Consider the following 14,116-nt stretch of genomic DNA (forward strand, 5'->3'; position numbering starts at 1 on the left):
ACACCCGGGTGTATCGAAAACATATGCAAATTTCGATACGCCCTGGCAACGCGTTGCCTGGTGTTCTTGAGGCATGAACGAACAACGCAACGACACTCAGCACGACTACCGCCTGCGCAGGGCCGGCCTCATGATCGTGCTCGCGGTCATCGCAACGCTCATCGCCATGCTCGCCGCCCATGGCATTCAGGCGGCCGCAGGCATGGTGCTCGCGCCGTTTCGAGGGAGCGGCGACGCGGCCTTCACGAGCTCTGACGAGGTCATGGGCGGCCCAGGGGCGACCTCGGGTGAAACGGGTGAGGTCGATGAGAACCGTCGCCCCTCGGTGTTTGACGAGCAGCACCCCGCGGTCGCGCACTTGGACCCGGAGCTTCTCGCTGCGATTCAGTACGCGGCGAGCGATGCGCGGGCCGAGGGCATCGAGTTCTTCGTGAACTCGGGCTGGCGATCGGTCGGCCTGCAGGAGCGCCTCATCGACGATGCGATTGCCACCTATGGCTCGCGTGAAGAGGCGCAGCGTTGGGTCGCCCCCGCCGAAACCTCGTCACACGTTTCGGGCCAGGCCGTCGATATCGGCGACTTCGAGGCGACCTCCTGGTTGCAGCGGGAGGGCTCCGCCTACGGCCTCTGCCAAACGTATGCGAATGAGGCGTGGCACTTCGAGCTCGTGCCCGAAGCGGTCGCCGAGGGATGCCCTGAGCCGTACCGGGACCCGACCTATGATCCGCGGCTCTAATGCTCGCTTAGGCGAGTGAGAGAAAGAGCTTCTCGAGCTCTTGAGGGTCGGTGTTCTCGGCATTGTCGGGGTCGGCGATGCACTCTTGCAGGGCGCTCGAGATGACGAGAAAGCCCGCGCGGTCGAGCGCCTTCGAGACGGCCGAGAGCTGCTGCACGACGTCGCGGCAGTGCGCGTCGTCTTCAACCGCCGTGATGACGGCGGCGAGCTGACCGTGGGCCCTGCGCAGTCGGTTGACGACCTTGCGCTTTGCGTCGGCATCGCGCGGCGATGCGGCGTTCGTGGTGCCGGCCTCGGTGGGGTGTGCTTCGGTCATGCCTTGGGCCTTTCTCGGGTTCGTGCTTGACATCGATCATACCCCCTGGGGTATAGTTGCTCAAGAATACCCCCGGGGGTATTTCTAAACGCGTCAAACCGATGACCCACGACAGGAGACGAATCATGTGTCGACCAGCAAAGTGCCGCACCTGCGGCAAGACCACCTGGGCAGGCTGCGGCCAGCACGTTGCGATGGTGAAGGCCACGGTGCCGAGCGGTGAATGGTGCGGGGGCAAGCACTCGCAGGCTGAGATGCAGGCGGCAAAAGAGACCTCCGGCGGTGGCTTCTTTGCGCGGCTGTTTGGGCGCTAGGGGCGGGGTCGCACATGCTTCTCGAACGTATCTATGACGAAGATCTCGCACAGGCGAGTTACCTCATCGGCTGCCAGGCGCAGGGCGAGGCGATTGTCGTTGACGCCCGGCGCGACACCGGGGTGTACGAGCGCATTGCCTCGGCAAACGGCATGACCATTGTCGCCGTCACCGAGACGCACATTCACGCCGACTACCTCTCGGGCACCCGCGAGCTCGCGGCCAAGACGGGCGCTCGCGTGTACGTCTCTGACGAGGGCGGGCCCGAATGGACCTACGGCGAGCGGTTTGACGGGGCCGTGCGCATGAAGCACGGGCACCGCATCGAGCTCGGCAACATCTCGCTTGAGGCGGTGCACACGCCGGGGCACACCCCAGAGCACCTCTCGTTTCTCGTGACCGACGGCGCGCAGTCGCCCGAGCCGGGGTTCATGCTCACGGGAGACTTCGTGTTCGTTGGTGACCTTGGCAGGCCCGACTTGCTCGACGAGGCCGCGGGCTTCACCGACACCCGCTTTGCGGGCGCGGCGCAACTTTTCGAGAGTCTCAAACGGCACTTTGTGACGTTGCCCGACTACGTGCAGGTGCTGCCGGGGCACGGCTCTGGCTCGGCCTGCGGCAAGGCCCTCGGCTCGATCGCCGCCACGACGGTGGGCTACGAGCGCAACTTTTCGTGGTGGGCCGAGTACCTGCGCGAAGACGACGAGCAGGGTTTTGTCGCGGCATTGCTCGACGGGCAGCCAGACGCCCACGCCTACTTTGAGCGCATGAAACGGCAGAACAAGCTCGGCCCCGAGGTGATGGGCGAGCGGCCACCGCTTCGCGAGTACGAGGCCCGTGAGCTCGCGCAGCTCATCAAGCGCGACGAGGTGGTCGTGATTGACACCCGCCACCACGCGGCCGTGCACGAGGGAACCCTCGCGGGAGCGCTCGCCGTGCCAGGCTCAGCGAAGGCTGCGAGCTACGGAGCCTGGGTTGTGAACCCAGAGGCCGAGCGGCGACCCCTCGTCGTGCTTGCCGAGTCGCGTGAGGCCGCCGAGCAGTTTGGCGACCATCTCGTTCGGGTGGGCATCGACACGCTCGCTGGCTTTGTTACCTCGTTCGAGGGGCTCCCGCTCGTGCAGCCGGCCGTCGTGAAGCCGGGTGAGGCTCGGGGGTTCCTGCTCGACGTGCGCAACAAGACCGAGTTTGCGGCGGGTCACCTGCCGGGCGCCCAGCAGCTCTCGAGTGGAAGGCTCCTGTGGCACCTCGACGAACTGCCAGCGCCCGAGGCCGGCCCCGTCGTGATGTACTGCCGCAGCGGGGTGCGAAGCGCGGTCGCGGCGAGCGGGCTTCGTCTCGCCGGCTACGATGTGGCCGAGGTCGAGGGCGGCTACATGGCATGGGCGGCGCTTCCTGGCAGCCAGCCACAACGCGACCCTGCAAAGTAGCCAGCCCGGCTACTCGGCCGCGGCCTCCCGGTGGCCCTGCGCGCAGCGGGTCGCCGGGCCGTCGTTGGGTGGCACGGTGCCCGCGTTGAAGCGGTGCAGGGCGTCGCGCAAGACGAGCAGCTCGCTCGCGTTCCACCCCTCGAATCGCTCGTGGTACGAGTGGGCCCAGCGGGTGCGCACCTCGGCCATGATCTCTTCTGACTCGGCCGTGCCGGTGAGCAGCTGCACGCGGCGGTCGTCGGGTGCGGGGCGTGCCTCGACGAGGTTGAACTCGCGAAGCCTAGCGATTTGCCTGCTCACGAGCGCCTTGTCCATGTCGAGTACCTGGCTGATGCCCGTGGCGGTGACGGGTCCCTTGCGCAAGATGAACTGCAGCACCATGAGCCCGCCGCCGCTCAGCTCGGGGTGCACCGTCTCGGCGTACCGCGACCAGTTGGTGCGCGCCGAGGCGAACACCTCAGAGAATTCGCTGATGATGTCGGTGATGTATGCAGCGATGCTTCCCTCGGGGTGTTCGTGGCGCGGTGCGTGCTGTTCTTCGTGCATGGGGGTACCTAGGCGGTCGGTGTCTCGCTCGAGCCACGGCGGTGGCTCGTCGGAAGGGTGATGGGGCCCGTCGGGTCAATCATGACACGATCGGCTGCGCGTTCTTGCAGGTGCGCCGCAGGGCCTCCCGCTGCCTCTTCGGCCTCGAGCTCGGCCATGCGTTCGGCGTTGCTCTTCGTGCTGAGCGGAATGTTCGGCAGGAAGATAATCGCGATGAGTGCGACGACCGCAATCGGCGAGGCGACCAAGAAGATATTGCCGATCGCGTGCCCGTAGGCCGATTCGACGACATCGCGGATCGGGCCAGGCAAGTCGGCAATCTTTGGAACCTGGCCGCCCGCGAGAGCCTCGGCCCCCGCGCGCTGCTTGAGCGGCAGTTTTTCGATGCCCTCGACGATGTAGTCGGCGACCTGCGAGGCGAGCATGGCTCCCATGACCGAGATGCCAGCGGTGCCGCCGATGGTGCGAAAGAAGGTGACGCCCGATGAGGCAACGCCCATCTCGGTTGGTTCGACGGTGTTTTGCACGACGAGCACGAGGTTTTGCATGGTCATGCCCACGCCGGTGCCCATAATGGCCATTGAGATGCCCACGTACCAGTATTCGGTGTCGTAGCGTAGCTGGCCCATCATGATCATGCCGACGATGAGGGCGAGTGCGCCCGCGACGAGGTAGCGCTTCCACTTGCCCGTGCGGGTAATGATCTGGCCCACGATGGTTGAAGCGATGAGCACGCCCGCCATCATGGGCAGGGTGAGCAGGCTCGATTCGATGACCGAACGGCCGCGAGCGAGCTGCATGTACTGGCCGAGAAACACGGCGGTGCCCATCATGGCGAGGCCAACGGCGATCGAGGCGATCGAGGCCATCGTGAAGGTGCGGTTGAGAAAGAGGGTGAGGGGAATGAGCGGTTCTTCGACCTTGAGTTCGATGAACACGGCGATGACGAGGGCCGCGATGCCGCCGCCCACCATTGCCGCGGTCTCCCACGACCACCAGTCAAAGTTCTGGCCCGCAAGGGTCACCCAAATGAGCAGGCTCGAGAAGCCGAGCGAGATGAACGCGGTGCCCCAGTAGTCAATCGTGATTTTCTGCTTGCGCACGGGCAGGTGCAGGGTGCGCTGCAGCATGATGATCGCGACGATCGCGATGGGGGCAGCGACATAGAAGTTCCAGCGCCAGCCGACGGTATCGGTGAGCAGACCGCCGAGCAGCGGGCCGCCCACGGTTGCGACGGCCATGATGGCGCCGAGAATGCCCATGTACTTGCCGCGCTCAAGGGGGCTGACGATCTCGGCGAGCACGATCTGGCCGAGGGCGCCGAGGCCGCCGACGCCGATGCCCTGGAAGATGCGGCAGGTGATGAGCCAGGTTGGGTCTTGCGCGAAGCCAGCGAGCGCCGAGGCGAGAATAAACACGATGAGGGCGATTTGCAGCAGCGCCTTCTTGCTCGTGAGGTCGGCGAGCTTGCCCCATACCGGGGTTGAGATGGCACTCGCGAGCATGGTCGCGGTAACAACCCAGGTGAAGGCGGCCTGGGTGCCGCCGATGTCGGCGATGATGATGGGCATCGAGGTGCCCACCACGTTCATGGCGAGCATCGAGACAAAGTTCGCGAGAAAGAGGCCTGCGAGCGCCATGTTTTTGGCGCGGCCGGTGAGCACCCCTGGTTGTGTGCTCGATTGCGGGGTTTGAGACATTCGGGTCTTTCAGACGTTGTGAGCGGTGTATTGCGCGCGTCAGGGTGAGGTGGCCCGGGAGCACTCGATATCTCGGTATCGGGCTGGCCGTGAGCTGGCTTCGAAGCGGGCCGCGTGAAGAACCAGAGCCCTGGCACGCAATGGTTGACGAACATCAACTGTATTGCAATGGTTGATGATAGTCAACTACATTCAGCATTTTTTCACCGTGTCACCATTCGGCCAGCGATTATTCACGTTTTGGCTACCTTTCGGTAGGCCTGCGGTGTGGGTTCGCGGGGTACTCTCACAGCATGAACCAGACGCCACCGCTTCACGTGCAGCTGTATGAGGAGATGATTCGACGCATCAGAACGGGCGAGTGGCGTGCCGGTGACAAGGTGCCGAGCGAGAAGTCGCTCACCGAAGAGTTCGGCACCTCGCGCGGCCCCGTGCGCCAGGCCTTTGCCGCGCTTCGGGCCGAGGGCATGATCATTGGCGGCAGGGGAGCGCCGCCCAGGGTGCAGCACACGGCGCCCGCGCAGTCGTTCGACACCTTCATGTCGTTCACCGAGTGGGCGAGGCATCTTGGCTACGACCCGGGCCAGAGGCTGCTGCACCTCGACACCATTCAGGCGACCGAGGCGCAGGCGCGTGAGCTGCAGGTGCTGCCTGACGCGCCACTCGTGCAGGTCATTCGGTTGCGCCTGCTCGACGAGCGCCCCGCGATGCTCGAGCGCTCGCTCTACCCCTATGAGTCGGGCAAAGACCTGCTGGGCGCCGACCTGCACAACAATACGATTTACCAGACGCTCGGGGCGTTCGGCTGGGCACCGGTTCGCGCCCGCCACGTCATTGACGCGATCGCGGCGCCGGCCCTCGAGGCTGAGCAACTACAGGTATCGCTCGGCACGCCGCTGCTGCGCGTGCGTCGCCTCGCGTACGACGAACACGGCACTGTGCTCGAGACCGCCGACGATCGCTACCTGCCGAGCATGTCGTCGTTCGTGGTCGAGAACACCGCGGCAACGCACCGAGGCCCCTTCCGTTCGCAGGGCCTCGGTGTCTCGCCAGCGTTCTCGCCAAAACCCACCCTCGTGGGCCGCTAGATCGCGCGAGCGTGGTGGGCGGGAGGCCTACCGCTCGTGTCGCGCAGAAGTGGGCGCTTCGGGGCTACGCTTGCCGCGCATGGCGACTGAGACCCCGACGATGAGCAGCAGCGCACCGAGGCCGAGCACGGTGAGCGCGATCCACAATCCTGTTTGCACGATGTCGGGAAAGAGCGCGCGCTGCGTGACCCACGCGCAAAAGGCGAGCATGAGCGTGCCCCAGACGATGGGGCCGCTGCGGGGTCGCGACTTGGCGGGCGGCTGTGGTGCTGGTGCCGGCGTTGGTGCAGGCGCCGTTGGCTGCGATGCCGCTGGTGCCGGCTGTGGCTGCGCTGGCGGCGGAGGCGTGACGCCCGCCTGCGCGCTCCCCGGCTGCGGATCGAACGCGTTCGTCTCAAGCGGCATCGTCTCGAAGCCTTCGGTTTCGAGGGGCTGCTGATCGTCGTTGGGAGTGATATTCATCGCGTGATCTCCAGGGGTTTCAGGCTGCGTTCTGAGCTCGACGGGCTGATCGAAGCGTCGCCCGCCCCGACCGTCACGGTCACGTTCACCGGGGTGCCCGGGTTGTCGCCGTTCACGAGAAAGGTGCGGTGGGCGAAGAGGCCCGAGTCGCGGGTCACCTCGCGGGCCGAGCCCTGTGCGCGCGGCTGCAGCTCGGTGATCTTGCCAGCGCCAACCCTCACGGTCAGCTCGATCGGGCGGGTGCGGGGCAGGTCGACCGTCACGTTGCCGATGGCCTGCGTGACCGTGAACTCTGTGGTGTGCGGCGCTGAGTCGAGGTCGCCGAGGTCGACGTTGGTGGTGCCGATCGCGGCGACGACACCGGTCGATTCGACGCCCACGTCCTGCGTGCCAATGAAGAAGTAGCGTGACCCCCACGGCAGCACCGCGATCACGAGCAGCGACGCGACGCCGAGAAACCCGAGAAAGCCGATGCCGCCCGTGTGCTTGCCGCGCACGCCAGCGATGATGATCGAGATGGCGAGGGTCACGGTTGCCGCGATGATCGCGATGAGGAGCGCGCCAGAACCTTCCCACGGCAGCGGTGGGTTCGGTACGGCATTGCCCGTTGCGGCCCACAGGAGTGCGCCGCCAGAAGCGAGCAGCATCATCGCGAGGGTGATGATCTTTTGCCCGGTGGGCATGCGGGTCTTCTCGTAGTGCTCGGCGTACTGGCTGCTCCAGGTGCCGGTCGTGTCAGCGACCGTCTGGCCCCACTCGGTGGCCTTCGACGACACCTTCTGGCCGAACTCGCCGGCCTGCGCCGAGACGGTGTTGCCGAGGGTGCGCATGCTCTCTTCAAACGAGGGCTCGGTGCTGTGAGGCTCCTGGCCTTGGGCGTGCCCGGCAGGCGGGGTCTCGTGAAAGGCCGCGCTCTGGTGCGCGCTTGGCTGGGCGCCCGGCTGGGCACCCGGCTGTGGCGGAGTGCCCGGCTGTGCCGCAGCGCCGCCCTGGGCCGCTTGGTCGTAACCTGGCGTTCCGGCCGGTGGCTGCTTCGTCCCACGGGCCTTGCCGTGGCGCACGATGAGGCGCTGCACGACGATAATCGCGACCACGGTGAAGGCGATCCAGAAGAGCACCGTGAAGGTGACGCTGATCCAGTTCGGCACGCCTGCGACGCGCCAGAGGTCCCAGTGCGAGAAGGGTGAGACGCCCCCGAAGAGCCCGATGACAAGCCACACGGCGAGAATGACCGCCGCGATCGTTACACCGGGCGTTGATCGCCCCCGCAACAGCTCCTCAACGTGAATCTTGCCGCGCACGTCGGGCAAGAAGAGCCAGCCGATGATGTAGAGCAGAATGCCCGGGCCGCCGAGCACCGCGAGCACGACGAACACGGCACGAATAACGAGCGGATCGACGCGAGCTCGTCGCGCAATACCCGAGGCGACACCCGCGAACCAGCGGTTGTTGGGGTCGCGCACGACGCCCAAGCCTCGGACCCACGGGAAAAACCCGCCGGGGTTGCCGGGCGCCTCGGGCCCTGGCTGCTGAGATGATGATTCGTTCATGCTTCTACCTTGCCGCGGGTGGGTGCGGCCCCGCCATCAGGGTTTGCCCTGAACGAACCCCGAGAGACCCCCTGCGGTGTTCCCCTGAACGCCCGGCAGGTGCTTGGATAGAGGTATGTCGAGCCCCGAACCCCGCCCGCCCCTCATGCGGCCCCGCAGTGAGCGCATGCTCATGGGGGTGTGCGCTGGGCTCGCGCAGCACCTCGGGCTGCCCCTCTTCTGGGTGCGGGTCGGCATGGTGCTCTTTGCCGGGATCGGCGGTGCGGGGGTGGTCGTGTACGTGTTTCTCGCGCTCACGGTTCCCGAAGAGGGCGAGTCGCGGGGGGTTGCTCCGCTTCGCAGCGCGCTCACGGCGCCCGGGGAAGCATCGCAAGCCGCCGAGGGCGATCCGCGATCCGCGGGCCTCGGTCGGTGGTTCGGGGGTGGCGGCCCCGAGCACCCGAGGGAGCCAAAACCGCGCGTGCGTGAGCAGCGCGAACGGCGTGCCTCACGGGAAACCGGTGAGCAGCACCGCGAGGGCGAAACCCCGCAGACTGAGCAGGGCAGCAGGTGGCCGATCGCCGAACTCTTACTTGGAGGCGTGCTGCTGCTCGCGGGCATCGCGCTCGTGCTCGTGCAGCTCGGCGTGCAGCTGCGCCTCAACACGATTTTGCCCGCGCTTGCCGTGCTCGGCGGTGTCGGCCTCACGTGGTGGCTCATCGCCGATCGGGATCGCCCAGAGAAGCATCAGCTGCCCCGCGTGCTCGCGGCGCTCGCGCTCGTCGCGGTCGGCGTGCTCATGTTCTTCATCACGGCCCGCGAGCCGAGCGTGCTCACCGTCATTGGTGCGGCGCTCGCCGTACTCGCGGGCGTTGGCCTCGCGGTCGCGCCCTGGCTGCTGCGACAAAACCGGCAGCTTGGCGCCGAACGAGCGGCCCGCGCGCGGGAGGCCGAGCGAGCCGATATCGCGGCCCACCTGCACGACTCGGTTTTGCAAACGCTCGCGCTCATTCAGCAGCAGTCGACCCCCGGCTCAGACGTCGCTCGGCTCGCGAGGGGCCAGGAGCGGGAGCTGCGGGAATGGCTCTTTCGCGCGGCCGACGGGGCGCCGGTGCCCGACCGCGAGACCGCCGAGGCCGAGCTGAGCGCTCACGCCGCGAGCCTCGAGGCCAACCACCAGGTGCGCTTTGACGTCGTGGTGGTGGGCGAGCGCGTTGTTGGCCCCGAAGCGCTCATCGCGGCGGCGCGCGAGGCCATGCTGAACGCCGCGAGGCACGCCGGCGGCGAGGTGACCGTGTATCTTGAAACCACGCCAGAGCTCATGCGCGTCGAGATTAACGACCGTGGCCCGGGCTTCGACCTCGAGCGCATCGGCGAGCAGCGACTCGGCGTGCGCGAGTCGATCATTGGCCGCATGGAACGAGCCGGTGCAAGCGCGCGCATCGTGCCAGGCCCCGGTGGCCGTGGCACCTCGGTGCGGCTCGAACAGGCGCGCGCAGGGCAGGCCCCGGCGCCCGAGAACAGCAACGATCAGGCGGCAGCCCAGGCCGCACCCGAACCCCCGAAGGCGGCAGAAACCCCATGACGAACACGGTAGGCGAGCAGCGCGGCATCACGGTCGTGATTGTCGACGACCACGAGATCTTTCGCGCGGGGTTGCGCTCGTCGCTCGGCCCCGAACTGCGCGTGCTCGGCGAGGCGGCGACGGTCGATGAAGCGGTCGAACTCATTCGGCGTGAAGCACCCGACGTGGTGTTGCTCGACGTGCACCTGCCCGGTGGCGCTGGCGGCGGCGGAGCCGAGGTTGCCCGCACCGTACTCGGCCTGCCCGAGTGTGCGGCGACCCGCGTGCTGGCCCTCAGCGTTTCAGACGCGGCCGACGACGTCGTGAGCGTTATTCGTGCCGGAGCCAGGGGCTACCTCACGAAAACCTCGTCGGGTGCCGAGGTTACGAACGCGGCCCTGCGCGTGCACGAGGGCGACGCGGTGTTCTCACCAAAGCTCGCGGGGTTTGTGCTCGACGCCTTTGGGGCAGGCGGCGGCGAGACGGCCGATCATGACGACGAGCTCGACCGGCTGAGCGCCCGCGAGCAAGAGGTCATGCGCATGATCGCCCGCGGCTACGCCTACAAAGAGGTGGCGGCCGAGCTGTTTCTCTCGGTCAAGACGATCGAGACGCACGTGTCGAACGTGCTGCGAAAGCTGCAGCTCTCGAACCGCCACGAGCTCACCGCGTGGGCGCTGTCGCGACGGCTCTTGTAGAGTTTTGACCATGACTGATGTTCGTTACACCGTGCGCAAGTGGGTTAAGCCCGAAGACCTCAACCAGCACGGGGCCCTGTTCGGTGGCCGGCTGCTGCAGTGGGTCGATGAAGAGGCCGCGATCATCGCGATCACGCAGCTTGGCACGACCGACCTCGTGACGCGCCACATGTCTGAGATCAACTTTCTCTCGCGCGCCGACCGCGGTGACCTGCTCGAGATCGTCTACGGCGTGAATGCCTTTGGCCGCACTTCGATCACCCTCGACTGCCGGGTCACCAACTCGGTCACTGGCGCCGACATTCTCACGCTCGACAGCATCATCTTCGTGTCGGTCGACGAACACGGCACCGCGACGCCGCACGGCCAGACGGTGGCGACGCCCACGACCGAGCGCGTGCGGCTCGACCACTTGCGCTAACCGGGGTCAAAAACCCGACGGGCAGGCTCTCACGCGACTTGGTGTTGCACTGTCGAGTGCTAGCCGCTGTGCAGCGTGACCTACGGCACCCGCAGCTCTCGAATAGGGTCCCTTTTCGGCGGAATGAAATCCCCTAGAATGGGGCATCCTCCAGCGGCGGGAGGTTAAATTCCTTGCTGCACTCTTTGAAGTCGCTGTCAAGCCAACTGAGCACGAGAGCACTGAAACTATACGGATCGTCCGCATGGTCGAGGTCGAAGGTTTCACTGTGAACACCTGTGAAGGCCTGCCAGAAAGCGGGTGACTGGAACTCAAGATCAACAGAATCCCACTTCACATCAAGTCGAGCGTTATAGGCAACAGCCCCGGGAATGCTGTTCTTGAGCTCATAGGTGCCTGTCCAAATATTATGGTTAACCCGCGTGAGTGTCCAGCGCGGCAGCGGCGCAGGAAGATTGGAGAGCCGTGAACTCTTTGAAGCATCTGAGAGCGTGGACTGGTCCTCGGCTTTCCTGCGCTCATAGCCGACCTGTTCGAGCGTCGCTCGCTGTTGAGCCGTGAGTAGCCGCAGGCCTCGCAGGAACTTGAATGGCTCCACCCACATCATCTCTCGAAGGCGCCTTCTCGTCAAAGAGAGGAGGAGGAAAACTCCCGCGGCGGCAATGGCTGTGCTCCCCAGGATCCAAGCAGGAGGGATTTCCCCCAGCTGTTTGACGAGCCAATTGGTGAGCGAACCAACTACAGCGGCAATAATACCGTTGACGGTGATGATACCTGGCGTAGTCTCCGCCCAGGCCTTGGACTGAGGCTCTTTCATAGTCCAAGGCTATCGATAGTTTCTCGCTGAGGTGGTAATTACTTCTGCTTCGTCGGAGGATCACTGGGGTTTACTGTAGGAATTGGTGACACTTAATGCGTCACGCTGCGAGAGCGACAGACGTGTTCATGATGACCTCGGACTTTACCGGTGTCAATCTCCTCAAACCTAACTGCTACAGGCTCCGAGGATTGCTTCGTTCGATACCGGTCCCGTTTGCGATCCGTAACTCTTTACGAGTGGCCCACCCGCGTAGATCGAGTACAACTTGGTTGCCAATAAAATTCGAGTCCGCTAAATCTCCAGAAAGCTTCCTAAAGCATTGTTTTGTCAGCTTTGTGCTTCCTCGATACACCGTATTTTGGAACTAAAGGATAGGTGTGTGTTCGTGCAACATTGGGTTACTGAGCAATGCTCACTGCCCCCGCAGCCCGCACACAACCGCATCGATGCACTCGGTGAGTCTCCGCACGTCATCGGGCTCGACCGAGACGTAGGTGGCAATGCGCAGCTGGTTCTGGCCGATGCCACTGTAAGCGTCAACATCAACGATGCCGTGCGCGCGAAGCTGACGCGAGAGCTCGTGTGCGCCGACGTTGCCCGCGAATTCAATGGTTGCGTTGACGGGCGAGCGGTGCGCGGGGTCGACCACGAAAGGCGTCGCGTAGTCGCTGCGCTCGGCCCAACGGTACAGCATCTCCGAGCTCTCGCGGGCGCGAGACTCGGCCCAGGCGAGGCCGCCGCTCGCGATGATCCACTGGAGTTGTGTCTCGAGCAGGGCCAGGGTGACGAGCGACGGGGTGTTGACGGTTTGCTGCGATCTCGAGTTCGTGATCGCGAGATGCAGGTTGAGCGAGTCGGGAATGTGGCGGCCGCTTGCCGCGATGCGCTCGGCGCGCTCGATTGCCGCCGGTGAGAGCAGCGCGACCCAGAGGCCGCCGTCAGAGCCGAGGTTCTTTTGGGGCGCGAAGTAGTAGACGTCGGCGTTTGCCGCGTCGAAGGTGATGCCGCCCGCGGCGCTCGTCGCGTCGATGAGGGTGAGCGCCTCGCTCGCGGGAACGACGCGTTCGACGGGTGCGACGACGCCGGTCGAGGTGTCGTTGTGGGGCCACGCGTACACGTCGATTCCGGCCTCGGCGACGGGGGCGGCGAGAGTTCCGTGCGGCGCGCTTCGCACCGACGGGGTCTCGAGCCAGGGGGCACCCGCGGCACGCGCAAACTTCTTGCCGAAGGCGCCAAAGTTCAGGCACTGGGCGCGGTGTTCGATGAGGCTCGCTGCCGCAACGTCCCAGAACATGGCAGCGCCGCCGTTGCCCATGACCACCTCGTAGCCGTCAGGGGCATCGAAGAGGTCGAGCAGTTGGCGCTGCACCGAGCCGACGAGCGCTTTGACGGGAGCCTGCCGGTGCGAGGTGCCGAGCAGGTCACGATAGGTCGTCGTGAGGCTCGTGAGCTGTTCGGGGCGAAGGCGCGACGGCCCGCTCCCAAACCTGCCGTCAGAGGGCAGCATCTCGGCGGCAAGGGTGACGATGGGGGTTGCGGTGTTCACTGGGCGCTCCTCGCGAGTGACTGGGGTGATGCGGTGTGGTTGAGCTGGGTCAGGGTGGTGCGCACGCGTGCTCCGGCTGCCGAGACGGCGTCTTTGAGGCGTGCTCCGCCCAGCAGAGCCGCGTTGAGCTCGGCAGTAAACATGTCGCCGAGCCCTTTGGCCTCGGTAGGCACCGCCGGGTGCCGGTGCACGTGCGTTTCGCGCTGCGTCACGAGCATCTCGGCGATGTGGGGCCTGCCGCGGTGGGATTCGCTCGTGACTCCGGTGACGATGATCCACTCGGTATTGGGGGTCATGAGCGACCTCGCGGCGCGCTCGATCGCCGCGGTCGAGCTGAGCGCGTCGAGAGGCGTTTCGGTGAGCGTCGCGAGTTCGAAGAGGTTCGGGGTGAGACCCGTGGCGAGCGGCACGAGCTCGTCGCGCATGGGGCGGGTGACCGCGGGGTTCGTATAGAAGCCGAGTTCGACATCGCCGAGGGTGGGGTCGAGTACCAGGGGTACCGAGTGCGCAGCGCACCAGGAAGCGATGGGGGTGACCTGCTCGGGGGCGGCGAGATAGCCAGAGGTCACGAGCTGGAGGCCGCCGAGGGCGCCCGCCGCGTCGAGGTCGGTGAGCGCCTCGCTGAGGTACTCGGGCGGCACGTCGAGGTGGTGCGAGCGGGGGTAGTGCGGCATGACGCTCAGCATGATCGTGGCGATGCCGATGGCCGCGATGTCGTGCTCGGCGTACACGCGTTCAGAACCATTGAGCCCGACCGAGCCGTACAGGAGCCGCGACCCGAAGCCGAGAATGCGGGGTCTGGGGGTGGCGAGCTCAAGGCGCGCGGCACCCGCCACCTCGCGGGCGATGCGGCCGACGGGTGCTTCTGAAGCAGGTGTGTCATTGCTGGTTCTTATTGACATAGGTCAAATGCTAGCATGGTTGATGTTGGAACAGTTCGAGCGGC

The 14,116-nt window shown here is 65.8% G+C and carries 15 protein-coding genes; 7 read left to right on the forward strand and 8 right to left on the reverse strand.

The features are described from left to right. Window positions 1–73: 73 nt before the first annotated feature. Complete coding sequence (locus KTJ78_RS05385) at window positions 74–736, forward strand: M15 family metallopeptidase (protein ID WP_254259422.1); 663 nt, start codon at window positions 74–76, stop codon at window positions 734–736. A gap of 7 nt (window positions 737–743) precedes the next feature. Here the strand turns inward: KTJ78_RS05385 and KTJ78_RS05390 are convergent, their stop codons facing one another. Further along, on the reverse strand, window positions 744–1,052 hold the full coding sequence (locus KTJ78_RS05390) for a metal-sensitive transcriptional regulator (RefSeq protein ID WP_217133357.1): 309 nt from the start codon (window positions 1,050–1,052) through the stop codon (window positions 744–746). Window positions 1,053–1,177: 125 nt separating this feature from the next. Here KTJ78_RS05390 and KTJ78_RS05395 point away from each other — a divergent pair, with 125 nt between their 5' ends. Beyond that, window positions 1,178–1,366 (forward strand): DUF8730 family Cys-rich protein, encoded by a 189-nt coding sequence (locus tag KTJ78_RS05395; protein WP_217133358.1) that lies wholly within the window; start codon window positions 1,178–1,180, stop codon window positions 1,364–1,366. Window positions 1,367–1,380: 14 nt separating this feature from the next. Beyond that, entirely contained in the window at window positions 1,381–2,796 is a 1,416-nt protein-coding gene (locus KTJ78_RS05400) for an MBL fold metallo-hydrolase (RefSeq protein WP_217133359.1), read from the forward strand. A 9-nt stretch (window positions 2,797–2,805) separates the two neighbouring features. On the opposite strand, the gene KTJ78_RS05405 is transcribed toward KTJ78_RS05400, so the two are convergent. After that, a complete protein-coding gene (locus tag KTJ78_RS05405) occupies window positions 2,806–3,342 on the reverse strand; it encodes a MarR family winged helix-turn-helix transcriptional regulator (RefSeq protein ID WP_217133360.1) in 537 nt (178 codons plus the stop codon). A gap of 8 nt (window positions 3,343–3,350) precedes the next feature. Continuing rightward, window positions 3,351–5,042: a DHA2 family efflux MFS transporter permease subunit gene (locus tag KTJ78_RS05410; RefSeq protein WP_217133365.1), complete on the reverse strand. Its 1,692-nt coding sequence runs from the start codon at window positions 5,040–5,042 to the stop codon at window positions 3,351–3,353. Window positions 5,043–5,335: 293 nt separating this feature from the next. Here KTJ78_RS05410 and KTJ78_RS05415 point away from each other — a divergent pair, with 293 nt between their 5' ends. Further along, entirely contained in the window at window positions 5,336–6,130 is a 795-nt protein-coding gene (locus tag KTJ78_RS05415) for a GntR family transcriptional regulator (RefSeq protein WP_217133367.1), read from the forward strand. A gap of 27 nt (window positions 6,131–6,157) precedes the next feature. On the opposite strand, the gene KTJ78_RS05420 is transcribed toward KTJ78_RS05415, so the two are convergent. Both KTJ78_RS05420 and KTJ78_RS05425 read right to left on the reverse strand, forming a co-directional pair. Continuing rightward, complete coding sequence (locus tag KTJ78_RS05420; protein WP_217133375.1) at window positions 6,158–6,592, reverse strand: hypothetical protein; 435 nt, start codon at window positions 6,590–6,592, stop codon at window positions 6,158–6,160. Continuing rightward, window positions 6,589–8,142, reverse strand: a complete 1,554-nt coding sequence (locus KTJ78_RS05425) for a PspC domain-containing protein (protein ID WP_217133378.1) — start codon at window positions 8,140–8,142, stop codon at window positions 6,589–6,591. The genes KTJ78_RS05420 and KTJ78_RS05425 overlap by 4 nt, the downstream gene beginning before the upstream one ends. 115 nt (window positions 8,143–8,257) lie before the next feature. Between KTJ78_RS05425 and KTJ78_RS05430 the strand changes: the two genes are divergently transcribed. Genes KTJ78_RS05430 through KTJ78_RS05440 form a run of 3 tightly spaced genes read left to right on the forward strand, consistent with a single transcriptional unit; the run spans window position 8,258 to window position 10,804 of the window. Next, window positions 8,258–9,706 (forward strand): ATP-binding protein, encoded by a 1,449-nt coding sequence (locus KTJ78_RS05430; protein WP_217133380.1) that lies wholly within the window; start codon window positions 8,258–8,260, stop codon window positions 9,704–9,706. Continuing rightward, window positions 9,703–10,383: a LuxR C-terminal-related transcriptional regulator gene (locus tag KTJ78_RS05435; RefSeq protein ID WP_217133382.1), complete on the forward strand. Its 681-nt coding sequence runs from the start codon at window positions 9,703–9,705 to the stop codon at window positions 10,381–10,383. Before KTJ78_RS05430 ends, KTJ78_RS05435 begins: the two co-directional genes overlap by 4 nt. Window positions 10,384–10,393: 10 nt before the next feature. Further along, window positions 10,394–10,804 carry an acyl-CoA thioesterase gene (locus KTJ78_RS05440; RefSeq protein WP_217133385.1) on the forward strand — a complete coding sequence of 137 codons (411 nt, stop codon included), beginning with the start codon at window positions 10,394–10,396 and terminating at the stop codon, window positions 10,802–10,804. Window positions 10,805–10,937: 133 nt separating this feature from the next. Here the strand turns inward: KTJ78_RS05440 and KTJ78_RS05445 are convergent, their stop codons facing one another. The 3 genes from KTJ78_RS05445 to KTJ78_RS05455 form a co-directional block, all read right to left on the reverse strand. After that, the gene (locus KTJ78_RS05445; protein WP_217133387.1) at window positions 10,938–11,621 is read right to left on the reverse strand and encodes a hypothetical protein; all 684 of its coding nucleotides are present in this window, start codon (window positions 11,619–11,621) and stop codon (window positions 10,938–10,940) included. 415 nt (window positions 11,622–12,036) lie between these two features. Continuing rightward, entirely contained in the window at window positions 12,037–13,131 is a 1,095-nt protein-coding gene (gene serC / locus KTJ78_RS05450) for a phosphoserine transaminase (protein WP_217133593.1), read from the reverse strand. A gap of 35 nt (window positions 13,132–13,166) precedes the next feature. Continuing rightward, the gene (locus KTJ78_RS05455) at window positions 13,167–14,072 is read right to left on the reverse strand and encodes a bifunctional hydroxymethylpyrimidine kinase/phosphomethylpyrimidine kinase (RefSeq protein ID WP_217133388.1); all 906 of its coding nucleotides are present in this window, start codon (window positions 14,070–14,072) and stop codon (window positions 13,167–13,169) included. Between the last annotated feature and the right edge of the window lie 44 nt (window positions 14,073–14,116).

This window comes from Leucobacter chinensis, from assembly GCF_019049105.1.
GTDB lineage: Bacteria > Actinomycetota > Actinomycetes > Actinomycetales > Microbacteriaceae > Leucobacter_A > Leucobacter_A chinensis.